23 protein-coding genes are annotated in these 22,161 nt (G+C 38.5%); 11 read left to right on the top strand and 12 right to left on the bottom strand.

What is annotated here, in order from left to right; translation table 11 throughout:
* Positions 1–34: 34 nt before the first annotated feature.
* From MKY30_RS07720 to MKY30_RS07690, 7 genes are all read left to right on the top strand, one after another.
* Positions 35–400 (top strand): helix-turn-helix domain-containing protein, encoded by a 366-nt coding sequence (locus MKY30_RS07720; RefSeq protein WP_147212793.1) that lies wholly within the window; start codon positions 35–37, stop codon positions 398–400.
* A 206-nt stretch (positions 401–606) separates the two neighbouring features.
* Complete coding sequence (locus MKY30_RS07715; RefSeq protein WP_147212792.1) at positions 607–1,407, top strand: class I fructose-bisphosphate aldolase; 801 nt, start codon at positions 607–609, stop codon at positions 1,405–1,407.
* Positions 1,408–1,454: 47 nt separating this feature from the next.
* The gene (locus tag MKY30_RS07710) at positions 1,455–2,213 is read left to right on the top strand and encodes an SDR family NAD(P)-dependent oxidoreductase (protein ID WP_147212791.1); all 759 of its coding nucleotides are present in this window, start codon (positions 1,455–1,457) and stop codon (positions 2,211–2,213) included.
* A 92-nt stretch (positions 2,214–2,305) separates the two neighbouring features.
* Positions 2,306–3,313, top strand: a complete 1,008-nt coding sequence (locus tag MKY30_RS07705; protein WP_341083331.1) for a 2-hydroxyacid dehydrogenase — start codon at positions 2,306–2,308, stop codon at positions 3,311–3,313.
* A 36-nt stretch (positions 3,314–3,349) separates the two neighbouring features.
* Positions 3,350–5,002: a glycerol-3-phosphate dehydrogenase/oxidase gene (locus MKY30_RS07700; RefSeq protein WP_147212789.1), complete on the top strand. Its 1,653-nt coding sequence runs from the start codon at positions 3,350–3,352 to the stop codon at positions 5,000–5,002.
* A 264-nt stretch (positions 5,003–5,266) separates the two neighbouring features.
* Positions 5,267–6,208: a hypothetical protein gene (locus MKY30_RS07695; RefSeq protein ID WP_339284121.1), complete on the top strand. Its 942-nt coding sequence runs from the start codon at positions 5,267–5,269 to the stop codon at positions 6,206–6,208.
* Between the two features lie 146 nt (positions 6,209–6,354).
* Positions 6,355–7,131, top strand: coding sequence for an SDR family oxidoreductase (locus tag MKY30_RS07690; protein ID WP_147212764.1), 777 nt, complete (start codon positions 6,355–6,357; stop codon positions 7,129–7,131).
* Positions 7,132–7,191: 60 nt separating this feature from the next.
* On the opposite strand, the gene MKY30_RS07685 is transcribed toward MKY30_RS07690, so the two are convergent.
* On the bottom strand, positions 7,192–8,286 hold the full coding sequence (locus tag MKY30_RS07685; RefSeq protein ID WP_147212765.1) for an alcohol dehydrogenase catalytic domain-containing protein: 1,095 nt from the start codon (positions 8,284–8,286) through the stop codon (positions 7,192–7,194).
* Positions 8,287–8,539: 253 nt separating this feature from the next.
* Here MKY30_RS07685 and MKY30_RS07680 point away from each other — a divergent pair, with 253 nt between their 5' ends.
* Positions 8,540–10,189 carry a ribulokinase gene (locus tag MKY30_RS07680; RefSeq protein ID WP_147212766.1) on the top strand — a complete coding sequence of 550 codons (1,650 nt, stop codon included), beginning with the start codon at positions 8,540–8,542 and terminating at the stop codon, positions 10,187–10,189.
* A 62-nt stretch (positions 10,190–10,251) separates the two neighbouring features.
* On the opposite strand, the gene MKY30_RS07675 is transcribed toward MKY30_RS07680, so the two are convergent.
* Positions 10,252–11,019 carry an SDR family oxidoreductase gene (locus MKY30_RS07675; RefSeq protein WP_147212767.1) on the bottom strand — a complete coding sequence of 256 codons (768 nt, stop codon included), beginning with the start codon at positions 11,017–11,019 and terminating at the stop codon, positions 10,252–10,254.
* A 384-nt stretch (positions 11,020–11,403) separates the two neighbouring features.
* Here MKY30_RS07675 and MKY30_RS07670 point away from each other — a divergent pair, with 384 nt between their 5' ends.
* A complete protein-coding gene (locus MKY30_RS07670; protein WP_147212768.1) occupies positions 11,404–12,183 on the top strand; it encodes a DeoR/GlpR family DNA-binding transcription regulator in 780 nt (259 codons plus the stop codon).
* Positions 12,184–12,322: 139 nt separating this feature from the next.
* Here the strand turns inward: MKY30_RS07670 and rpiB are convergent, their stop codons facing one another.
* The 9 genes from rpiB to MKY30_RS07625 all read right to left on the bottom strand — a co-directional run bounded on the left by rpiB (position 12,323) and on the right by MKY30_RS07625 (position 20,244).
* Positions 12,323–12,805 carry a ribose 5-phosphate isomerase B gene (gene rpiB / locus MKY30_RS07665; RefSeq protein ID WP_147212769.1) on the bottom strand — a complete coding sequence of 161 codons (483 nt, stop codon included), beginning with the start codon at positions 12,803–12,805 and terminating at the stop codon, positions 12,323–12,325.
* 186 nt (positions 12,806–12,991) lie between these two features.
* Complete coding sequence (gene glpK, locus MKY30_RS07660; protein ID WP_147212770.1) at positions 12,992–14,485, bottom strand: glycerol kinase GlpK; 1,494 nt, start codon at positions 14,483–14,485, stop codon at positions 12,992–12,994.
* Positions 14,486–14,534: 49 nt separating this feature from the next.
* Positions 14,535–15,314, bottom strand: coding sequence for a triose-phosphate isomerase (gene tpiA / locus MKY30_RS07655; RefSeq protein ID WP_341083324.1), 780 nt, complete (start codon positions 15,312–15,314; stop codon positions 14,535–14,537).
* Positions 15,311–15,964, bottom strand: a complete 654-nt coding sequence (dhaL, locus tag MKY30_RS07650) for a dihydroxyacetone kinase subunit DhaL (protein WP_339284113.1) — start codon at positions 15,962–15,964, stop codon at positions 15,311–15,313. The genes tpiA and dhaL overlap by 4 nt, the downstream gene beginning before the upstream one ends.
* Positions 15,965–16,016: 52 nt before the next feature.
* Positions 16,017–17,009: a dihydroxyacetone kinase subunit DhaK gene (locus MKY30_RS07645; RefSeq protein ID WP_147212772.1), complete on the bottom strand. Its 993-nt coding sequence runs from the start codon at positions 17,007–17,009 to the stop codon at positions 16,017–16,019.
* A gap of 94 nt (positions 17,010–17,103) precedes the next feature.
* Positions 17,104–17,499, bottom strand: a complete 396-nt coding sequence (gene dhaM, locus MKY30_RS07640) for a dihydroxyacetone kinase phosphoryl donor subunit DhaM (RefSeq protein ID WP_147212773.1) — start codon at positions 17,497–17,499, stop codon at positions 17,104–17,106.
* 497 nt (positions 17,500–17,996) lie between these two features.
* A complete protein-coding gene (locus MKY30_RS07635; protein ID WP_156989187.1) occupies positions 17,997–18,233 on the bottom strand; it encodes an HPr family phosphocarrier protein in 237 nt (78 codons plus the stop codon).
* A gap of 207 nt (positions 18,234–18,440) precedes the next feature.
* Positions 18,441–18,671 carry an HPr family phosphocarrier protein gene (locus MKY30_RS07630; RefSeq protein WP_147212775.1) on the bottom strand — a complete coding sequence of 77 codons (231 nt, stop codon included), beginning with the start codon at positions 18,669–18,671 and terminating at the stop codon, positions 18,441–18,443.
* Positions 18,672–18,723: 52 nt separating this feature from the next.
* Positions 18,724–20,244, bottom strand: coding sequence for an FGGY-family carbohydrate kinase (locus tag MKY30_RS07625; protein ID WP_341083322.1), 1,521 nt, complete (start codon positions 20,242–20,244; stop codon positions 18,724–18,726).
* Positions 20,245–20,615: 371 nt separating this feature from the next.
* On the opposite strand from MKY30_RS07625, the gene MKY30_RS07620 reads away from it, so the two are divergent.
* Together MKY30_RS07620 and MKY30_RS07615 are read left to right on the top strand one after the other, a co-directional pair.
* Positions 20,616–21,170 (top strand): glycerol-3-phosphate responsive antiterminator, encoded by a 555-nt coding sequence (locus tag MKY30_RS07620; RefSeq protein ID WP_147212777.1) that lies wholly within the window; start codon positions 20,616–20,618, stop codon positions 21,168–21,170.
* A 12-nt stretch (positions 21,171–21,182) separates the two neighbouring features.
* The gene (locus MKY30_RS07615; RefSeq protein WP_341083320.1) at positions 21,183–21,578 is read left to right on the top strand and encodes a VOC family protein; all 396 of its coding nucleotides are present in this window, start codon (positions 21,183–21,185) and stop codon (positions 21,576–21,578) included.
* Positions 21,579–21,756: 178 nt separating this feature from the next.
* Here MKY30_RS07615 and MKY30_RS07610 read toward each other — a convergent pair whose 3' ends face one another.
* A complete protein-coding gene (locus MKY30_RS07610) occupies positions 21,757–22,038 on the bottom strand; it encodes a GNAT family N-acetyltransferase (RefSeq protein WP_341085608.1) in 282 nt (93 codons plus the stop codon).
* Positions 22,039–22,161 lie beyond the last annotated feature (123 nt).

Here is a 22,161-nt window from a genome sequence, read left to right as displayed (position 1 = left end):
ATTAATTTCTAAAACAGAAATTAAGAGGTGCACCATGAATACCGGTCAACGAATTATACAATTACGCCTTCAAAATAATTGGACGCAAAAAGAATTGGCTAAACGTGTCAATATTAATGTTAGTGTCATGAATAGAATCGAGTCCGGTGACCGCCCCATCAAAGGAAGTGAATTAACAGCGATTGCAGATGTTCTGAAGGTTACAGCAGACTACTTACTAGGCCGAACAGAGGGTGCGGCCTCCAGTGTTTCAAATCAGCAAAACGATTCTGTTACAAGCATTCAGAAAAAATTCCCGGATGCAGATGCTATGTTTCGCGATTTAGCGGGCCTCACTACGGAGGAATTTCAGGATATATATGATTATATACTTTTCAAAAAGAGCAGAAGGAAAAAATAGGTATATGACCTCTCCCATAATTTCCACGAACGTACATATTTAGATTTAAATTGACAGAATCTTATTCATTCGTTAATATGAAGATATAACAAAATAGAAGTACGGGATAACGAGAAGATTCCCCACGAAGAACGACAGTCATCTGTCTTTTTTGTGGGGGATTTTTTTATTATCTGTACTAAATAAGGTAAGAATGGAGCGATAATATGTCTAAAAGCAGAAGATTAGCACGTATTTTTTCAAAAGATAAGAAAACGCTTACTTTAGCGTTAGACGGTTACTACTTTACAAATCAAACACAAGGAATCGACAAAACCATTGCTCAAATGCCGGAACTTGTTGAAAACGGCCTTGATGCAGTATTGGTTACACCCGGAATGGCGAAAAAGCACGCGTATGCCTTTGCTGATGTGGGGATGTTGATCCGTGCTGATATGTCTTCCAGCCTGCTTGACCCTTCTGTTCCTGATACAATTTATGTTGCATCCGTTGAAGATGCGTTAAAGCTTGGTGCGGATGGAGTTATTAACATGACCTTCCCGGGGGCTGATAATGAAGCAAGCTCTCATAACATCGCCCGTGAATTAGCAAGAGATTCTGAAACTTGGAACACTGTATTTATGTGCGAAACATTACCTTTTGGTTATCCAGTAACGAATGAGGAATCTAATCAGGCTCCCTATATTGCTGCTGGAGCCCGCGTAGGAACAGAGCTTGGTGCGGATATTATCAAAACCCGCTTTTCAGGAAAGCCGGAGGATAGTGAAATTGTAGAATCAGCAAATGCACCGGTAGTTGCTCTGGGAGGCCCAAAAACAGAGAACATCATTGATTATTTTGCTTTTGTCCGCCATTGTATGGATGTTGGAGCAAGCGGTGTCGCAGTAGGACGTAATATTATTCAGAACCCAAACCCTGCAGCTGTCGTAGCCGCATTAAACCAGATCATCCATCATGAAGCGACAGCCGAAGAAGCAAATAAAGTGTATAACGACTACTCATCATAATAGCTTCTTCCAAGAGGTTATTTAAAAAGTGAGGAGGAATGAAAAAGATGGATTTAGGAATTAAAAATAAAACAGCGATTGTCACTGGCGGGTCCAGAGGTGTTGGAAAAGAAATCGCCTTAACTCTTGCAAATGAAGGTGCAAATGTTGTTGTTACTTATCAAAGCAATCGGGAAAAAGCCGATGAAGTGGTAAAAGCTATTGAGGCTACCGGACAAAAAGGGCTTGCTATTCATGCAAACCTGGCAAATGCAGATGATGCAGTTTCTATTATTTCCCAAAGCATCAAAGCATTCGGAACATTAGATATTCTGGTAAATAATGCAGCAATCTGGCCTACAGGCTATGTGAAATCTATTAAATTAGAAGATTGGAATACAACCTTAGATGTGAATCTCACTTCTGTATTTCTGACATCCCAGGCGTTCTTAAACCATTGTTTAGAAATAGAACAGCCAGGAGAAATTCTTAATATAACATCCCAGGCAGCTTTCCACGGCTCAACCACCGGTCATTCACATTACGCCGCAAGCAAAGCGGGAATGATAGCTTTCACAAAATCCATGGCACGCGAACATGCAAAGGATGGTATCCGCGTCAATAACCTTGCGCTTGGCATTGTAGAAACAGATATGATTCGTGAAAAATTAGAAAAGGACGCTTCTTATTATGTGAATCGGATTCCGCTTGGCAGAGTTGCACAGCCTGGTGATATTGCTGATATTGCTGCCTTCTTAGTTTCAAAAAGAGCCGGTTATATCACCGGAGCAACAATTGATGCTACTGGCGGGATGCTGATGCGATGATTCTTATTAAAAAATAGATGAAAATGTAAAAAAGAAAAGAGGTGAAGGGCGTTTCACTTGGAGCCTGACAACAAGAGAAACATGCCCAGTAAATGAAGTGTTTAGCATTTGCCGACTTATTCATTCCAAAAGAAATGATGCAGGCCGGACTTAAAAAATTAGAAAATCAAGGTGTTGAAGTAACTGTCCGTGAATGGACACATAAAAATATTGAGGCACTGCAGGAGGATAACTTAGCCGTGGAACAAGGCGGCAGTGAAGTCATTTCCCTCCCTGATTCGCTGCTTGGTGATATTGATACATTTGATATCATCATTACACAATTTGCTCCAATTAATGAAAAAGTATTAAGAGCTGCTACGAATCTAAAGCTGGTCGGGGTTCTTCGTGGCGGCACAGAAAATATCAATCATAACGTAGCAAATGATTTAAATATATCTGTCTTCAACACACCTGGAAGAAACGCCCGCAGTGTTGCTGAATTCGCAGTTGGGTTAATCCTTTCTGAAATTCGAAATATTACACGCGCACATACAGCTTTAAGGAATGGACACTGGCGTAAGAATTTCCCAAATAGTGAGACAATCCCTGAGTTAGGCGGTCGGACTGCAGGTATTATCGGATATGGAAATATTGGACAGCTTGTAGGGAGGTTTTTAGCAGCTTTTGATATGAACGTCGTCTTTTATGATCCATATTTCAAAGGAGAAACAAATTTCCAGCAAGTGGACAAGCTCGATACGTTACTTGAAACAGCAGATGTTGTTACGCTGCATGGCAGATTAACAGAAGATACGAAGCATATGATTCGTTACGAGCATTTTGAAAAAATGAAAAAGACCGCAATCTTTGTTAATTCCGCACGATCTGGCCTTGTAAATGAGCAAGACCTCATTCAAGCATTACAAAAAAAAGAAATTATGGGCGCTGCGATTGATACATTTGATGACGAGCCGCTTCCTTTAAGCAGCCCGTTCCTGCAATTAGATAATGTAACAGTGACAACACATCTTGCTGGAAGCACTAATGATGCCTTTAAAAATACACCTGATTTATTAATGACCCGTTTATTAAAGGAATCTGATTTATTTAATCATTAAAATAAAGAAATATTTGATCTGTAAAGGAGCATATATATGGAACAAAAAGCTTTCTCAACTTTATCACGTCCCTCCGTCATCCAAGAAATGGAGCAGGAGCAATTTGATGTATTAATTATCGGGGGCGGTATTACAGGAGCTGGAATTGCACTTGATGCTGCTACACGGGGTCTCAAGGTAGCCCTCATTGAGAAGAATGACTTCGCTTCAGGTACAAGCAGCAGGTCTACTAAATTAATTCATGGTGGATTAAAATACCTGCAAAATTTTGACTTCCCGGTAGTAAAAGAGACCGGAAGCGAGCGCGAAATTGTATTTAATAATGCCAGACATCTTGTGCACCCTATCTGGATGAATTTTCCGCTTATCAAAAAGGAATCTTATAATCTGGCAACCTTAAAAGCAGGGCTGACTTTATATGATCGTTTGGCTGGTGTAAGAAAAGATGAACGTCATACCATTTATGGAAAACGCAAAACCATGAAAAACGAGCCTCTTTTCAACAAGAAAATTGTTCAAGGAAGTGGTGTCTATGTAGAATATCGCACTGATGACAGCCGTCTCACGCTGGAAGTTGCAAAGACGGCCCAAGAACGCGGGGCAAAGCTGCTTAATTACGTAAGAATGACAGACTTCATCCAAAATCCTGACAACCAGGTGAAAGGAATTGTCGCTAAGGATGAATTAAGCGGAAGAACACTGAAAATCACAGCAAATTATATCGTCAACGCAGCCGGCCCTTGGGTAGATTTTGTCAGGAAAAAGGATCGGCCAATCAAAGGAAAATATATGGTTCTTGCTAAAGGAATTCACATTGTCTTCGATAGAAATAAATTGCCTGTACAATCGTCCACGTATTTTCAGCATAAGGGCCGGTTGATTGCAGTTATTCCAAGAGGAGACACTACCTATGTCGGTTCGACAGAATCTATTTATACAGAAGATATCGAGGATATTCATGTTAATAAATCTGAGGTTACTTATCTATTAGACTGCCTCAAAGACATGTTCCCAGCTGTAAACTTAAATATTTCAGATGTTATCTCCAGTTGGGCCGGGGTTCGGCCATTAATTGGCGAAGAAGGAAAATCTTCAGCTGAGCTCTCCAGACATGACGAGATATTTGAATCAGACACTGGGCTTATTACCATCGCCGGAGGAAAATTAACCGGCTACCGAAAAATGGCTGAGCGTATCATGCAATATATAGAAAAAAAGAATAAAGAGAAAAAGACTGCTTCTATCACAGAATCTGTCCACTTAACCGGCGGAAAGTTTTCATCTTCTGAGGAAATAGAGCAGCTCATTCAAAAGCTTTATGGAAGCTACCGGCAGCTCGGTTTCTCTAAACAAGAAATATCAGACTATGTTGAACGTTATGGTTCTAATACAGAGGTGTTTCTAAAAGAGGTAGCAGACTATGACAAAAAAGATTTTGATAAAAAATCCCGCAATATACGTGCAGAAGTTAAATACACTGTCGAGAACGAAATGGCTGCTACGTTAACAGATTTCTATGATCGTCGTACAAGCTATGTCTTATTTAAACCAAATAAAGTATTAGAAACCTTGAATGCAGCAGCTGAGGAAATGGCCGAACTGCTTAATTGGGACAAAAATACTATGGACGAACAAAAAAGAAAAACGTTATATACACATCATAAAGCAGTAACTTTCTTAGATAAATAAGAAAGTTTTCATTAAGAATTTTGTACTGTTAAACCATTAATGAAAGTGCTTTCAATTAGATGTAGACAAGATTCTTACCAAGTTATATAATTAATTTATCGCGTTGTAAGCGTCCACAATATTTTCCCTTATCCAAATTATGGAGAAATATAACTTTTAAATCCTTAAGCTGTATTGGACGTAAATAACTTGATTTACTACCATTTATAAAAACCTAGTAAATATCCATTTTTATCAAAAACATGCATTTAGGGAGGAATTAGAATGACTTTAGTTGCGATTTTAGCTGCTTTTGGCGGCGGTGTATTTGGTGCACTTATCGGGGGTACGACAGCCTTTATCTTTACCGGGTTCCTAGGAATGGCCGGCGTTGCTGCAGCTGTAGCAGCCGGCAGTACACTGATCTTAGATCATGTTGCTTTCGGTCCGTTTTTCGGTCCACATGTAGCCTTTGTCGGCGCTGTGGCAGCGGCTGCATATGCAGGCAGAATCAGTAAAAAACGTTTAGAGAATGCTGCATTTCTTACTAATCCAGTCGATGCAAAGACTGTTCTTGGAGATCATGAGGATAAAGAGAAAATTTTTGCTGAAGATGACAGACATGTTGACGGTGCAGATACAACTGTTCCATTGTTTAAAACAACAGATCCAATGGTGCTTATCGTTGGGGGAATATTTGGTATTTTAGGTTATTTAGTTCAATATTTATATGGACCTGTTTTAGATATTCCGATTGATACCATTGCTTTAACCGTTGTTACTTTTGCTATTATTACGCGTTTCTTATTCGGTCATTCCGGTTTAACAGGTATCTTCCCTGCGAATGAAAAACGCTTTCCGTTCTCAGGAAAAATGTTACTTTTCAACGCTATTTGGGGATTTTCATTTGCAGGTCTGGTAGGTTATGCAGCAATTGCCTTAGATATAAACAACATCGGTTTCACCATTAGTGCAGCGTCTCTGATTTTCTTATATTTTGGATTAAAATTTCCTGTCTCCCACCACGTATCCATGGTTGCGGGTTTTGCAGCAATTGCACTGGGAAGTCCGTGGCTGGCAGCCCTATTCGGTCTATTTGCCGTTATCACAGGAGAATATGTACAGCGGCTGTTCAATACACATGTTGATACGCACGTCGATATGCCGGCAATTGTAATCGCAATATGGAGCTTTGTTATTCTAGGGATTGTTGCGCCATTAATTTAAAATTCTTTTATAATTTAGAGTAAAAAGTCTCTACCTTTTGAGTGATAATTTAGTCTATTCAAAGTACTTTAATTGGAAATTACCAGTTAAAATGGTAAAATAGAATAGATTAAACAGGACTGACACTTAAAAAGGAGCTGTATTTCATGGGAATTATTGAAAAGTTTCGTTTAGATGGCAAGAAAGCATTTATCACTGGTGGAGCAGGCGGAATTGGGAAAGCGATTTCAAAAGGACTATTAGAAGCAGGTGCTGATGTTGCTATTGTCGATATTAATTTAGAAACTGCCCAGGCAGCAGCTGAAGAGCTTTCTTCTATCGGCCCAAAGGTTATTGCTGTACAAGCTGACGTAACAAATGAAGATGCTGTTAACACAATGATTGAAACTATTGTAAGCGAATTCGGCAGAATCGACATTGCTTTTGCCAATGCAGGCATTACAATGAATATCCCAGCTGAAGAAATGTCTTTTGAAGACTGGAATAAAGTCATTAATCTAAATCTAAACGCTGTTTTCTTAACAAACAGAGCAGCCGGCAGACAGATGATTAAACAAGGCGATGGCGGATCTATTATCAACACAGGCTCTATGTCAGGAAGTATTGTTAATATTCCACAGCCTCAAAGCTCTTACAACGCTTCTAAAGCGGCTGTTATTCACTTATCTAAATCACTGGCAGTAGAGTGGGCGGATCATAATATTCGTGTAAATACAATCAGCCCGGGATATATCGGCACAGATTTACTATATAAAAATGAAAAGCTAAAACCGTTAATTGCTGAATGGGAAGCTGCAACACCACAAAAACGTCTTGGAAAACCAGAAGAGCTGCAGGCAATAGCTCTGTTCCTGGCAAGCGACGTCAGCTCCTATGCAACTGGATCTGACTTTATAGTAGATGGCGGATATACTTTAGTTTAATAAAATAATAATAACAGCCTTCATTCTCAGATTGAATGAAGGCTGTTATTATTTCAGCTTCTACCATTTTAATGTAAGATATGTTTTAATCCAGCCGCGATAATTTGCATCATGCTCCATCGCTTTTCGCATATCCTCTGGAGATTCTACAATAAAATGCTCTTCCGGAATTAATTTACTTAAAACTTCACGGTAGCCCGGATTTTTAAATGCCTCCATCAGCTGCCTGAATTCCTTCCCTGTACTGCGAGAGCTTCCCTTTACAGTAATTCCTTTTTCAAGAATATCTCTTGTATTAATTGGTACTAAGTCTTCCGTTACCCCCATTAACACAAGATTGCTATCATAATCTAATAAATCGATAGATTGATTAATAGCAGATGAGCTAAATTTGCCGCCGGTACATTCAAATACGGTATTTACTCCTTCGACAGCTTTAAAATCATAGTCATGAACAAGTGCTGTTGTTGCGAAGCTTTCAAATTGAGCAATTTTATCTTCAATTGCGCCGAACACAAGTAAATTCTCCTTCTCGATTCCACAGACAAAATGTAGTGCAGCAGCTGTTAAATAACCTACAGGGCCATCACCAAATACAGCAACTTTTGGAGAATTTGCTGTTGTTAAAGATTTTCCCACTCTATTAATTGCATAAAGCGATACAGAGCATAATTCTGCCAGAATGGCTGTATCGTCCTCTAATTCATCTGGAACAAGTACAAGATTTTCACCGCTGATAACTAAATCACTTTGACCTATTCCGTCGTATCCGCTTCCAAGAAATTCACCATTTAAGCAATAGTTATCATCTCCACCATCACGGCAATTTCGACAGCATTCTTCTTTTGATATATTATTTAAAACAAAACCTGGAATGCTTGGTACGATAACAACACGATCCCCCTCCTTAAAAGAAGGATGTTTTGAATTAGTCACCGTTCCAATACCTTCATGAAATAAAGCCATTGGCAGTTTAGCCTCTAACGCTTCTTTCCTGCGGTTACCAGTATAATAACGAAGATCCGCATGACAAACGCTTACAATATGTGGACGAACAACAACATCATTACCACTTACCGTGCGTTCCACCTCTACTGCTTCAAAAGTTCCTGGAGCTGTTAAACGGTAGACATTCGAAATAACATTTAGTGACATGTAGCATACCTCATTCCTTTATTTTGGTTTTTTAAATAAAATCGAAATTCCCAGTTTTGTACATTTCATATAAAAGCCTGATAGGCATTTTATTATGGATAAAATCTTTCTATCTTAATAGTAAATCGATTATGGAGACACGTCAATTTTTTCTTTTTTATTTTCTCTCATTTACATTCATTTACTAGCAAATTTCACACTATTAAAGTATAATCAAATTAGAGAACGCTTACAAAAAGGGAGGATTTTTTAAATGACCTATTCCATTGGTGTCGATTTTGGAACCGGCTCCGGCAGAGTAATGATTGTTGATACAAACAGCGGGGAAATTGCAGCTATGAGTGTTATAGATTACCGTTCCGGAACGATAGAAGAAAACTTAAACGGGAACCCTGTCCCATCCTCATTCTCATTACAAGATGCAACTGACTATATCGATGTTCTTAAACGCGGAGTACCCGCAGCTTTAAAAGAAGCAAATATAAATCCTGATGAAATTGTTGGTTTAGGAATTGACTTTACAGCCTCCACTGTCGTATTTGCAGATAAAAATTTAACACCTTTAAATGAAAAAGAAGAAAATAAAAATAATCCCCATGCTTATACAAAGCTATGGAAACATCACGGTGCGGAAGAGGAAGCAAAATACATCTTTAATACCGCCGTAAAGGATAAAGACCGCTGGCTTGGTTATTATGGTTTTAATGTCAGCAGTGAGTGGCTGATTCCAAAGCTGCTGGAAGTAAAAAATCATGCTCCAGACATGCTTGAGCAGACCGCTTATGTGATGGAAGCCGGGGATTGGGTTATTTCCAACCTTATCGATGAGAATGTCCGCAGTAATTGCGGCCGGGGATTTAAGACATTTTGGAATGAAGAAGAAGGCTTCTATTATGATTTTTATGAAAAACTGGATCCCGAATTACCAGCGATCGTCCGAGAAAAATTAGAAGGACGCCTTGTAAAAATTGGTGAGCAGGCTGGGGTACTTACCGATGAATTCAGTAAGATGCTGGGCCTTCCAGAAAAACTTCCTGTAGCACCAGCTATCATTGATGCGCATTCCGGGTTATTAGGCATCGGCTCCAAAAAGAAAAATCAATTAACACTCGTTATGGGAACAAGCACATGTCATATTATGCTCCATGAGAAGCATGTAAAAATCCCTGGAATATCCGGCAGTGTAAAAGACTCTATTATCCCTGGTTTATATGCTTATGAAGCAGGTCAGTCAGCTGTTGGTGATTTATTTGGATACGCGGTAAAGCAGGCTCCTAAAGAGTACACTGATGAAGCCGAAGAACGCGGTATCAGTATCTATGAATTGCTAGAAGAAAAGGCAAGTAAAAAAGAAGTTGGAGAATCTGGTCTTCTTGCATTAGATTGGCATAATGGAAACCGTTCTGTACTCAGTGACAGTAATTTAAGCGGGCTTTTAATCGGACTGACACTTCATACAAAAGCGGAAGATATCTACCGCGCTTATATGGAGGCAACGGCCTTTGGAACAAAAATTATTATGGCATCCTATGAGGACTGGGGCATGGAGGTTGACGACGTTTTCGCATCAGGCGGTCTCCCTCAAAAATCTGATCTGCTCATGCAAATCTATGCAGATGTGCTAAACCGCCCAATCACAGTTTCAGCAAGTGATTACGCATCTGGCGTTGGTGCAGCTATTCTAGGGGCTGTTGCAGGGGACGCTCATAAGGATATGGATACAACCATTTCAAAAATGAAGCAGCCATTCCTGAAAACAGTAGAGCCCATCCCTGAAAATGTAGAAAAATATCAAGAGCTTTTTAAAATTTATAACAAGCTTCATGATGAATTTGGATTTAAACATTTATTCCATGTCATGAAAGATTTAAAAGAAATACAGGAAAAGCAGGAAACTGTATAAACAAAAGCAACAGCTCCGTTACTGTAACGAAGCTGTTGCTTTTGTTTTAGTATATATTTTATTTACTTAATTGTATTTCCACCATCAATTACAATATTCTCACCTGTGATCAGATTTGCAGCATCACTTGCTAAGAATAATGCGATACCCGCAACTTCCTCCGGATAACCGAAACGGCCAAGTGGAATTTCACGTTTTGCCTGCTCCCCTACTTCACCAGCCCAGGCTTTCTTACCCAGTTCTGTTAAAATAACTGTTGGAGAAATAGCGTTTACAGTAATATTAAATTGTGCCCACTCATAAGCTAATACCTTCGTTACACTAACAACCCCGGCTTTACTTGCACAATATGCTACGTGGTTATCGAGTGCAATAATTGCTGCCTGAGAAGCCATGTTAATAATCTTTCCGCCATGTCCCTGTGCAATCATCTGCTTACCAACAAGCTGTGACATTTTAAATGTACCTGTTAAGTTTAAATCAATTGTTTTTTGCCAATAGTCATCAGAAATGTTCTCTGCATCATCCAGTAAAGCTACACCTGCACAGTTTACCAGGATATCTACTTTTCCAAAATGTTCTACGGTTTGATCAATTGCTCCCTGAATGCTTTCACCGTCTGTAATGTCTACTCTTACCCCAATAGCATTCTCTCCGCCAATTTCTTTAGCAGCGTCCGCAACATCTTCTTTTACATCAAAAACCGCTACCTTTGCACCTTTTTCAATATAGAACTCTGCAATTGCCTGTCCAATTCCGCTCGCTCCGCCTGTAATAATAGCTACTTTGTCTGTAATTTTGAAATCCTTGTCATAACCTTGGAAACTCATTAATGAACACTCCCTTTTTAATTTATGACTAAAAACTTTTATAGCTGATAAACCTTGATGTAGCGCTTACAATTTAATTTTATCACTTATCAAAAACTTGTCAAACATTTTCATTTATTATTTTATTTGTTCATTTTGTGATACAATACAATATATAGTTACCGCTAAAAGGAGGATTTACTCAAAGGTTTTTTTACTGATCAGAACTAAGCTGGGACTGGGGCCAGAGCTGCGTTTATTCGTCCCACTTAGAGCGTTTACTTATAGAGTGATTCTGAAAATTAATTTATTCTTCTTTATTTGAGTAGTAAGAATTTGACGAATGGTTATTAAGTGATAAATTAGGAGTTAAGAATAGATAATTTTATACGAGGATGACGGATAATGAAAATGTTTGTGACGGAAAGAAGAAATAAGATAATGGAGCTCCTGCATGATAAGCAGCGGCTGACTGTTAAAGAATTATCAGAGCAAATTGGTGTATCTGAAGCAACCCTGCGTACGGATCTAAACAAAATGGAGAAGGATGGCCTTCTGACGCGTACTCATGGCGGTGCGATGTTAACCCAACAAAACCAGCCCGACTTTGACACAAGTTTTTCTGTGCGTGAAAAGCAAAACCGGAAAGAAAAATCATTAATTGCAAAGGAAGCTTTCCATCTTATTGAGGAAAAGCAATGCATTTTGCTCGATGCCAGTTCAACTGCTCTTGAATTAGCACGGTATCTTAACCAGAAAATGATTCGCTTGACAGTTGTAACAAGCGGAATTCAGACAGCGTTAGAGCTAAAGGACAACCCAAATATTACGGTTATTTTAATTGGTGGTGTAGTGACAAAAGGGTCTTCAACTATTGAAGGTACATTAGGTGTAGAGTTGTTAGACAAGCTTCATATCGATATTCTCTTCACATCTGCCAATGGTTTTTCAGTAGAAAATGGTCTGACTGATTTTAATTTATATGAGGTAGAATTAAAAAAACAGATGGTTAATAGAGCACAGAAAATTGTTGCTGTCATTGATCATTCTAAAATCGGAATTACTTCCAGTGCTCCATTTGCAAGTACAGAACAGGTAGATGTGCTTATTACGAATAATGCAATTGATCCAGATATCGAACAGGTGCTTGCCAAGCATAATATTCAAGTCGTTTCTGCATTATAATTATCAGCATTGATTATAAAGTTGCGGCACATAAAAACAAAATCCGATTCAACGGGAATTTTGTTACAGACAATCCTGAACGATAAAAAAGCACTGTATCAACATTCATACAGTGCTTCTATTATTTACGCAAAAGCCATTAGCAGGAGCCTTTTGCCGCATCTTTAAAGTTTTGATCAAGAAATTGGCTTTCTCTGTCTACAATCTGATCTACTTTACGCTGAGAGCCGCCAGCCCATTCTACATTTAAATATGCCTCAACTACTTTTTTCGCTGATTCCGGCCCAATAACCTGAGCGCCAAGTGTAATGATTTGAGCGTTATTACTTAATTGAGCACGTTCTGCAGAATAAGTGTCATGTGTTGTTGCTGCACGGATTCCTGGGTATTTGTTAGCTGCAATAGCAACGCCAAGACCTGTACCACAAACAAGTACACCGCGGTCTACCTTCTTCTCACTGACTGCCTCGGCTACTTCAAAAGCAACTCCCGGGTAGTCAACAGCTTCACTGGAATGAGCTCCAAAATCTACTACTTCATGATCTGTGGATTCTTCAATAAATTTCTTTAACGTTTCTTTTAATCCATATCCGTTGTGATCTCCACCAATACCAATTTTCATTATGAAAGCTCCTCTCATTTATTTTATCTATTTTCATTATATACCTTAGCTTTTCTTTTATCAACTTTTTTTATTGTTTTTAATCAATTCAACAATAAATGAAAGAAACCCTTCCTCTTTCGAATCAGAATCCATTTTACGGACTTTTATTCTACGGAAGGAAAGGTGCTCTCTTTTAACCAACTATTATTTAAATACCCGGGTAGCTTCTACAGCTTTCTGCCATCCTTTATAAAGCTTATCACTCTCTGCCTTATCCATTTCTGCTTCATATGTCTTTTCATTTTGCCATTGTTTTGCGATTTCATCCTTATCCTTCCAATACCCTACAGCCAACCCTGCCAGATAAGCAGATCCTAGTGCTGTTGTTTCCTGTACAACAGGACGTTCCACTGGAACATTCAGAATATCGCTTTGGAATTGCATTAAGAAATCATTCTTTACTGCTCCTCCATCAACACGTAAAGCCTTCAAATCAATTTCAGAGTCAGTAATCATTGCATCCAGCACATCTTTTGTCTGATAAGCAAGAGACTCTAATGTTGCACGGATAAAATGCTCTTTCGAAGTACCGCGTGTTAAGCCGAACACAGCACCGCGTGCATCACTATCCCAATAAGGTGTACCTAGACCGACAAATGCCGGGACCATATAAACACCGTCTGTAGAATCAACTTTTTTAGCAAAATCTTCACTTGCTGGAGCATTTTCAATGATTTTCAGACCATCGCGCAGCCATTGAATTGCAGAACCAGCTACGAAAATACTTCCTTCAAGTGCATATTCTACCTTGCCGTCAATCCCCCAAGCAAGTGTTGTTAAAAGACCGTTTTTAGATGCAACACCTTTTTCACCTGTATTCATTAACATGAAACAGCCTGTACCATACGTGTTCTTCGCCATCCCTCTTTCAAAGCATGCCTGACCAAACAATGCAGCCTGCTGGTCTCCTGCGATTCCTGCAATCGGAACTTCCTGTCCATAGAAATGATAATCCACTGTATTAGCGTAAACTTCAGAGGATTGCCTTACCTCTGGGAGCATACTTTTCGGTACGCCTAAAATATCTAATAGCTCATCATCCCATTTCAAATCATAGATATTGAACATGAGTGTGCGGGATGCATTGGAGTAATCGGTAATATGAGATTTTCCACCTGATAGTTTATAAACTAACCATGTATCGATTGTGCCGAATAACAAGTCGCCCTTGTCCGCTTTTTCTCTGGCGCCTTCTACATTATCAAGAATCCATTTTACTTTTGTTCCGGAGAAATAAGGATCCAGTAACAGCCCTGTTTTTTCTCTGAATAAATCATTATGGCCTGCTTCTCTAAGCTCTTTACAAATGCCTTCTGTTTGCCGTGATTGCCAGACAATCGCTTTATAAACCGGTCTGCCTGTATTTTTATCCCAAACTACTGCTGTTTCCCTTTGATTGGTGATACCAATACCTGCAACCTGATCGGGATCTATATCCGATTTTCGTAAAACCTCAGCAATACAGGCTAGTACAGATGTCCAGATTTCATTCGCATCGTGTTCTACCCAGCCTGGATGCGGGAAGAATTGTTCGAATTCCTTTTGAGCAACCTCAACAATGGAGCCGTCATGATCAAATAAAATAGCGCGTGAACTTGTAGTGCCCTGGTCAATGGATAGAATATATTTCTTACTCATTAATTACCATCTCCTTTTATATGTTCTTCATATAAAATATATGAAGTAATTAACCCTTCAATTTCACTTGCTTCACAGTATCAAGAATTTGTTTATAGTTGGCCGGATCATGTCCGAACCGTCCAATAAATACTCCATCCACATCATCATGAGAAGTAATCTCATAAACATTATCCTTGCTTACTGATCCGCCATAGATAATGCGGACAGATTCTGCTAATTCTGTGCTGTATGATTCTTTAACAATCTCCCGGATTAATTCATGGGTCTGATGTACATATGCTGCATCAGCTGCTTCTGCCTTCCCGATTGCCCACACCGGCTCATAGGCTAAAATAACCTTTTCAATAAGGGCTTCATTCACTTCACCAAAAGAAGCAAGAATTTGTTTCTTTAGTTCTTGTTTCCGCTCTGCCCTGTTATCCAGACGCACTCCTTCCCCAATACATAATACCGGAGTCAGCCCTTTTTCCAGGGTGAGTTTTGTTTTTAAATGAATCATATCAAGTGTTTCATGAAAAATACGCTGTCTCTCTGCATGTCCAATTTCAACATGCGTCCCGCCCAAATCGATAATGGACTCAATAGAAACCTCTCCTGTATAAGCTCCATTTTCATAAGGGGAAATATTTTGTGCTCCAAAAGCAATTTCAGATCCTTTTAACGCTTGTGCCACAGGATATATAACTCCCAGGGACGGAAAGACGAATTTTTCTACATCTTTTTCGTTTGTGGTAACCTCGGCAAGAGCCTTCACCAATTCCGTTGCCTTATCGACCGTATTGACATATGTTTTATAGCTGATTCCAACGACTGGCTTCCTCATCATGCAGAAGCCGCCTCTTTCAAACGTTTTAAGAACACTTCCATCATCATCCAGGCGGATTCCGCCCCTGGATCTTTATGACCGATAGCACGCTCGCCTAAACGCATAGCGCGGCCTTTTTTAGCAATAAGGGGTATCGTTGATTCAGCGCCTTCTTTCATCGCTTCTACAAAAGCAGTAAATTTCTCAACAGGATCCTCTGGAGAATCTTGCTTCAGCACCTCAGCTCCAGGAAGAAAAGCATCAATCATTGTTTTATCACCAAGTTCAGCTTTCCCTCTAAGCTGAATAGATTCGATACCATTTAAAAGCATGCCGCAAAATTCATCGAAGGTAACTTCATTTTTACCGGTAACATCCTTGCCAGCCTTCATGAAAAAGCTGCCGTAAAGCGGACCAGAAGAACCCCCGACTTTACCGAGAAGAAGCATACCTACCTTTTTAAAGATGGTTGAGATGTCTGCTGCATTCTCATTAATCGTGTCTAACTGCTTTGTTACTTCCCGAAAACCGATTGTTAAATTAATACCATGATCGCCATCTCCAATTGCAGAATCCAACTGCTGCAAATGCTCTGACTCTTTGTCTACAAACGGGAGCATATCACGAAAAACATTTATAAAATATTCTCTATCTAATACAAGTGTTGACATAGAATTTCCCTCCATCATATTCTCAAATTGAAGAATATATGCTAATTATTGCTTAGAATTTGATGTTTGGAATATCCGTTGGATAGTCCAATAATTCTTTTAATTCATCATCTAATTTTACCAGTGTGATAGACATCCCTACCATGTCCATGGATGTTGCGTAGTTCCCTACGAGGTTTTTATAAACTTTAATGCCTTTTTCACTTAATACTTGCTCTACACGGCGATATACGATATATTGATCCATTAACGGCAATCCGCCAAGTCCGTTAACAAGCACATAAGTTTCATCGCCGCTGTCTAAGCTGTGGTCTTCTAAAATATATCCTAAAAGTTCATCAACCACTTCGTCAGCGGGACGAATCTTATCTCTTCTTACTCCAGGCTCACCATGGATACCCATACCGATTTCCATATCTCCTTCTTCCATTTCAAAGATATTTTTACCAGTAGCAGGTAATGTACAAGAGGATAATGCAACCCCCATTGATCTGGTAGCAGCATTTGCCTTTTCAGCTGCAGCCTTTACCTCTGGAAGTTCTAATCCTTTTGCAGCCGCGGCAGCTGCAGCTTTAAATACAAAGATATCGCCGGCAACACCACGGCGGTCTTCTATATTTTCAGAAGAATATACATCATCCGTTATTGTTACTGTTTCTACCTGAATGCCTTCATCAGCAGCCATTTCAGCACCCATATCAAAATTCATCACGTCACCGGCATAGTTACCGTACATGTAAAGGCAGCCTTTTCCAGTATCTACTGCTTTTACAGCATTGTAGCAAGGCTCTGGAGAGGGAGAAGTATTTACGTTACCGACTACAGAAGCGTCTGCAAAGTTTTCACCTACATAGTTAATGAACAATGGCTCGTGTCCTGATCCACCGCCAATGATAATTCCTACTTTGCTTTTATCACCGCGTTTCTTGCTGACAACAACACGTTTATCATGTTCTAATAGCTCTACATAATCACTATTTGCTTTAGTAAACCCTTCCAGCAGCTCCTCAACAACCTCATAACCATCATTGACTAAACGTTTCATTTTATTTTCCTCCAATTCCTAGATATATATTTTTATAACCTATTTCAAAACGAATTGAAAACCCTTTCAGTATGGCGTATAAGAAGGCAAGCTGTTACAGCTTGGACACTTCTTCAATAATTGCGTCAATATCATTTGTAATGGTTGATTGTACAGAAGCAACAAACGCGCCTTCTACAATTGGTCCTTCTACAATTTTACATTTTGCCTGTAAATCTTCATCTAATAAATCAATTGCAGTCTCTGCGCTTAACAACGCACTTCCCATATCATAGAAAACCAAGATGTTTTCACAATCCTGAAGCTCCTCAATTTTACTCATGATGATTGTAGCGCTGGTTCCCAGACGGCCATCATCTGTACCTCCGGCCGAGTGAACGTTTACATTATCACCATTCATCTCGAGGATAAGATCCTTCAATCCTTCTGTTACCTTTTGACTGTGTGATACCAAAACAATACCTACGGATGATTGAGCGTTATTTGCCATCGTTTATTTCTCCTTTATCAAAGTGATAAACTTATACTTAACATTTACAGCTATTCAAAATACCCGGCAAAAAGTCTTTTGTTTATCCAAGTTTTTTGAACATATATTTATAGTAATATCATATCACTTTTTTTCGAAATCTGCATATTTTTTTATTTGTTTTTATTTCAATTCGATTTACTAAGAATATCTTTGCATTTACTGCATTATTGCAGCCAAGAAAATTCGAAAAGCAAAACGTCTTTACAGATTGAGAATGTTCCATCCCAGAATTAGTGCCAAGACTGGCGCTGTGCGGTTACTCGCTCCACCGAAAATATTTGTCACAATATCTGCACCGTAATGTCATGTACACCAAAAACATAGAGATTGCGCCCCGTCCTTTGAGAGAGGATCGACATTAGCCGAATAATAATGCAAGTCTTCTTTGCAGGGTGACGCATCTCTTTATTTTATTCTGATAACTGCTGATGAACATCCTTATTCATTGCTTTGCTTTATATCTGTTCACTGAGATAAGGTGCAATATCTGCTAATAAATCATCACAGCTGTCTGCATGGATTCTTAACTTTAGTGGCTTCGTCAAGTCCAGGCTAAATATACCCATGATTGATTTAGCACTCAATACATACGTATCTGAAATAATATCTACCTTATAATCATAACGTGATACAATTTCTACAAAATCCTTTACATCATTAATCTTTTCTAAGCTGACATAACGCTCAACCATCAAATTCCTCCTTTATACCTCCTGTTGCCTCCTTTATCATAGCTTACAGGAGCAGCTATTATTGTGTCCAAACTATGTATCCTTGCTATCATACTTGGACAATAGTTATCTTTATTTTCTCATTCCTCTAGTACTTTGTAAACTTTTCAAAACACCAGATACACAAGTAATATTGATTCTTTTAATAGCTGCTATTATTTCATTTTATTAATCAACTAAATACGGTTTAATTGCTGCCAATAAATCATCACATTCATCAGCATGTATCTTTAATGTTAAAGGCTGTGTAAGATCCAAACTAAATATTCCCAGTATAGATTTTGCATTCATTACATATCTGCCGGAGATAATATCCACCTGATAATCAAATTTTGTCATCGTCTCTACAAATTCTTTTACATCATTAATCTTCTCCAGCTTTACAGTGCGTTCAACCATTGTCATCCTCCTTTATAAAATGGATATTTTTATATTTTTTCTAATAGTTTACTTAAATTTCGTTGTCACGTTTTTTATCCCAGTATAATTTCATAATTTCAGTTAATGTATACCACTCTTTATAACGCGCTTCATATAAAGGATAGGTTGAAGCATCTGGATTAACAGCAGGAAGAACATTAACTGCATTTGCAAAAGCATCCTCATAGCTTTCGTAAACGCCTGTTGCTACACCCGCAACAATAGCAGCTCCTAATGCGCCGACCTCCTCACAATCTACTACTTCAATAGGCAGCTCAAGTACATTAGCAAATATCCTAGCCCATACTTTACTGCGTGCAATACCTCCAGTTAATCGTAATTTATCTGCTTTAATACCTGCATTGCGTAAAATATCGATATGGTACTTATGCACGAAGGACACTCCTTCTGCTACTGCATAAGCAAATTCAGCATACGTCGTGTTCTGATCAACATTAAAGAAGTTTGCTTTTGCTTCTGTATGCAGACTTGGCTGCGCCACGAATGGGTGATAGATAACTTTTGTTCTTTCAATGGGAACAAGATCGATCAGCTCATCAAGCACCTCATAATAAGAAATACCTCTTTCCTGTGCTTCTAATTTTGCATTCCCGCCAAGAATTCTGGTAAACCACTCATAATTTGCACCTGATGCACCTGACCAGGAACCGACCAGGTATTCTTCACTATTTAAGTAAGGCATGATTGCTGAAGCCCCCTCTACCATTTTGTCGGTATGTGCCAGGTTAATGGACCATGTTCCTGCTACAGCAGTAAATGTCCCCTCATCCGTAGCACCAGCTCCGACAAGAGAAGCAAATACATCCATCATACCAGCAGCAACAGGGGTACCGGCTAACAGACCCGTTTTTGCTGCTGCTTCATCGGTTACTTCTCCAATAATTTCTTCCGGCTTCTTTGCTAACCTTGGTAATACTTCGTACATTTCAGGAACACCAAAAATATCCATCAACTCTTTAGAGTAATCTAGTGTTTCCATATTTAATAAATTGGATCCCCCGAAGTTATTAGCATCTGCAGCAAATTGATTGGTCAGTTTATAAACAAGATAGTCTTTAAACATAAGGATAGTTCCTATTTTACTATAAACATGTGGTTCATTATCTTTAAACCATCTTAATAATGGACCAGGCTGTCCAGCAAATAAAGAGGCCTTTGTAATTTTATTAACCTGAGCTGCTTTGCCTTCTGCTATCATCTGTTCAACAATGTCCGTTGCACGGTAATCCTGTGAGAAAGCGCCCGGTGCTATCGTACTTCCATCTTTATCTAGAACTACTAGACCATTTCCAAAAGATGTAATCCCGACACCTTTAATCTCAGCAGGATTTATGTTGGCCTGTTTAATTGTTTCTCTAATACTTTCATAAGTAGAATCACCTAAAGCATCTACATCAAACTCTTCAAAGCCTTTCCCCCGTGGTCGTAAACGCATACTGCTCGTTGCATATGAAGCAATAACCTTCCCCTTTGTATCAAAAAGATTTGTCTTAATAGATGTATTTCCCGCATCAATACCAATTAAATACATTCTTTTTCTCCCCCTTTTGAAAACCCTTACAATTTAAAAATAAAAAAGCTAAAGACCCCACTATAATACCGCCTGACAAGATGTGGGTCTTTAGCTGAATTCATCTCACTATTCAACTTCAATATATTTTGTTGTAAAAGAAAGTGCTTACACTTTATTTAAATTTATATTACATGAGACATAATCTATCTGTCAAGATATACGTCATTAAATTTGTCAGAAAACAAAAATTATTATCAGATGTAAATTTCCTCCAACAAAATAATGGTATATTTCGATATAAATTTTTATTTCATTTAAATTTTTGACATTGTCACAGGTATTCTATAACATTATAGTACTGAAGCAGGATTGGAGTTGGATAAACTTTTATGAGCACTTATCAATCATTAGAAGTTATACCTTCTGTTAAAGATTTAAAATATCTTTCTGATGCATTAAAAAGCCCACATAAGTATATTGCTCTTACAAATGCACATATTGGTAATTTGAAAAATTTAGTTGATTTATGTCATCAGGCAAATAAAAAAGTAATTGTTAATCTTGAATTGCTTAGTGGATTTAACGCAGATTCTATCGGAATTAAATTATTAAAACAACATTTCAAGGTGGACCTTATCATTGCAAAAGGGACCTCTAAAATAAGTATGGCAAAAACTGCCGGTTTAATGACTATCCAGCGTATCGTTTTGGAGGATTCCATTGCATTGGATGCAGCTCTGAAAATTGTCCAAGAATCAAAAGCTGATATGGTTGAGCTAAGACCGGGCCTTTTTGGTATGAAGTTTTTTCAAGAATTCCATCAAACGCGTGATGTCCCCTATATTTTAAGTGGTTTTATGAGTGAGAAAGAAGACTTTGACAAAGCAGAGAAATTAGGATTCTTTGGAGCTACAACAAGCTGTAAAGATATCTGGAATGAATAGGGGGAAGATTTTTTGACTCATGGTTTAATCCATCATATTGAGCTTTATGTTTCTGATTTGAGTAAATCCACTGCCTTTTGGGGCTGGTTCTTAAGAGAACTCGGATACACGTCTTTCCAAAAATGGGAAGGTGGTCAGAGCTGGAAGCTTGAAGATACTTATCTTGTATTTGTGCAGACAGAAGAAAGGTTTTTAGACATTCCCTATCATCGATGCCGGACCGGTCTAAATCATTTAGCCTTTCATGCAAGCTCACGGGAATTTGTAGATGAAATGACGAAAAAGCTTCAGCAAAGAGGAGTTACTATTCTATACTCTGACCGCCACCCATTTGCGGGAGGAGAGAATCATTATGCTGTTTATTTTGAGGATCCGGATAGAGTGAAAGTAGAATTGGTTGCACCTTAATATGTTTTAGCTAAGATAAATTTTGAGAAAATCTCATGTATATGTTCATTTATCTGGAATACGGAAATAGAAATTTCTAAATAAAAAAGCAATTCCTTACATGTTAAAGGTTTTGCTTTTTTGTATATATAATACTTTCTTTTGACTGGTAACAGGTATATATCATTATCCTCAATACTCATGATACATCCTGGTCTGAAAAGATCTTATTCTTAAATTTATAGCCCAGCTTTTTAGCTGGTTCTAAGGATTCTCGATTTGACCTATCCTGGCTTGGGTACTTATTCATTATCAAGTCAAGCTCAGAGGCTGCTATAGTCGCCAAACCTTTTTTTCTATATTGAGGATGTGTGGCAATCTCAATATCATCGTCATTTATACTCAATGGGGTTGCTGCAGAAGCTGCTTTTCCTTCATGTAAGATAGCATAACCTATACTTCTTTTTATAAAATCATTTATAGTAAAATGCTTTTATTAACAACATACTAAATCTTACACCTTCTCCCTGTCTATTTGCTGTATTTCCGACAAATCATACCTGTTACAGCATAAGCTTTTAACTAAAATACGCTAAAAATGTGT

Source organism: Oceanobacillus sp. FSL W8-0428 (assembly GCF_038004405.1).
Taxonomy (GTDB): Bacteria; Bacillota; Bacilli; order Bacillales; family Amphibacillaceae; genus Oceanobacillus; species Oceanobacillus sojae.
This window is presented reverse-complemented; position numbering and strand designations above follow the sequence as displayed.

Coding starts and splice junctions, on each gene's coding strand:
- MKY30_RS07720 (WP_147212793.1), top strand. CDS start 35: ATGAATACCGGTCAACGAATTATACAATTACGCCTTCAAAATAATTGG.
- MKY30_RS07715 (WP_147212792.1), top strand. CDS start 607: ATGTCTAAAAGCAGAAGATTAGCACGTATTTTTTCAAAAGATAAGAAA.
- MKY30_RS07710 (WP_147212791.1), top strand. CDS start 1,455: ATGGATTTAGGAATTAAAAATAAAACAGCGATTGTCACTGGCGGGTCC.
- MKY30_RS07705 (WP_341083331.1), top strand. CDS start 2,306: ATGAAGTGTTTAGCATTTGCCGACTTATTCATTCCAAAAGAAATGATG.
- MKY30_RS07700 (WP_147212789.1), top strand. CDS start 3,350: ATGGAACAAAAAGCTTTCTCAACTTTATCACGTCCCTCCGTCATCCAA.
- MKY30_RS07695 (WP_339284121.1), top strand. CDS start 5,267: ATGACTTTAGTTGCGATTTTAGCTGCTTTTGGCGGCGGTGTATTTGGT.
- MKY30_RS07690 (WP_147212764.1), top strand. CDS start 6,355: ATGGGAATTATTGAAAAGTTTCGTTTAGATGGCAAGAAAGCATTTATC.
- MKY30_RS07685 (WP_147212765.1), bottom strand. CDS start 8,286: ATGTCACTAAATGTTATTTCGAATGTCTACCGTTTAACAGCTCCAGGA.
- MKY30_RS07680 (WP_147212766.1), top strand. CDS start 8,540: ATGACCTATTCCATTGGTGTCGATTTTGGAACCGGCTCCGGCAGAGTA.
- MKY30_RS07675 (WP_147212767.1), bottom strand. CDS start 11,019: ATGAGTTTCCAAGGTTATGACAAGGATTTCAAAATTACAGACAAAGTA.
- MKY30_RS07670 (WP_147212768.1), top strand. CDS start 11,404: ATGAAAATGTTTGTGACGGAAAGAAGAAATAAGATAATGGAGCTCCTG.
- rpiB (WP_147212769.1), bottom strand. CDS start 12,805: ATGAAAATTGGTATTGGTGGAGATCACAACGGATATGGATTAAAAGAA.
- glpK (WP_147212770.1), bottom strand. CDS start 14,485: ATGAGTAAGAAATATATTCTATCCATTGACCAGGGCACTACAAGTTCA.
- tpiA (WP_341083324.1), bottom strand. CDS start 15,314: ATGATGAGGAAGCCAGTCGTTGGAATCAGCTATAAAACATATGTCAAT.
- dhaL (WP_339284113.1), bottom strand. CDS start 15,964: ATGTCAACACTTGTATTAGATAGAGAATATTTTATAAATGTTTTTCGT.
- MKY30_RS07645 (WP_147212772.1), bottom strand. CDS start 17,009: ATGAAACGTTTAGTCAATGATGGTTATGAGGTTGTTGAGGAGCTGCTG.
- dhaM (WP_147212773.1), bottom strand. CDS start 17,499: ATGGCAAATAACGCTCAATCATCCGTAGGTATTGTTTTGGTATCACAC.
- MKY30_RS07635 (WP_156989187.1), bottom strand. CDS start 18,233: ATGGTTGAGCGTTATGTCAGCTTAGAAAAGATTAATGATGTAAAGGAT.
- MKY30_RS07630 (WP_147212775.1), bottom strand. CDS start 18,671: ATGGTTGAACGCACTGTAAAGCTGGAGAAGATTAATGATGTAAAAGAA.
- MKY30_RS07625 (WP_341083322.1), bottom strand. CDS start 20,244: ATGTATTTAATTGGTATTGATGCGGGAAATACATCTATTAAGACAAAT.
- MKY30_RS07620 (WP_147212777.1), top strand. CDS start 20,616: ATGAGCACTTATCAATCATTAGAAGTTATACCTTCTGTTAAAGATTTA.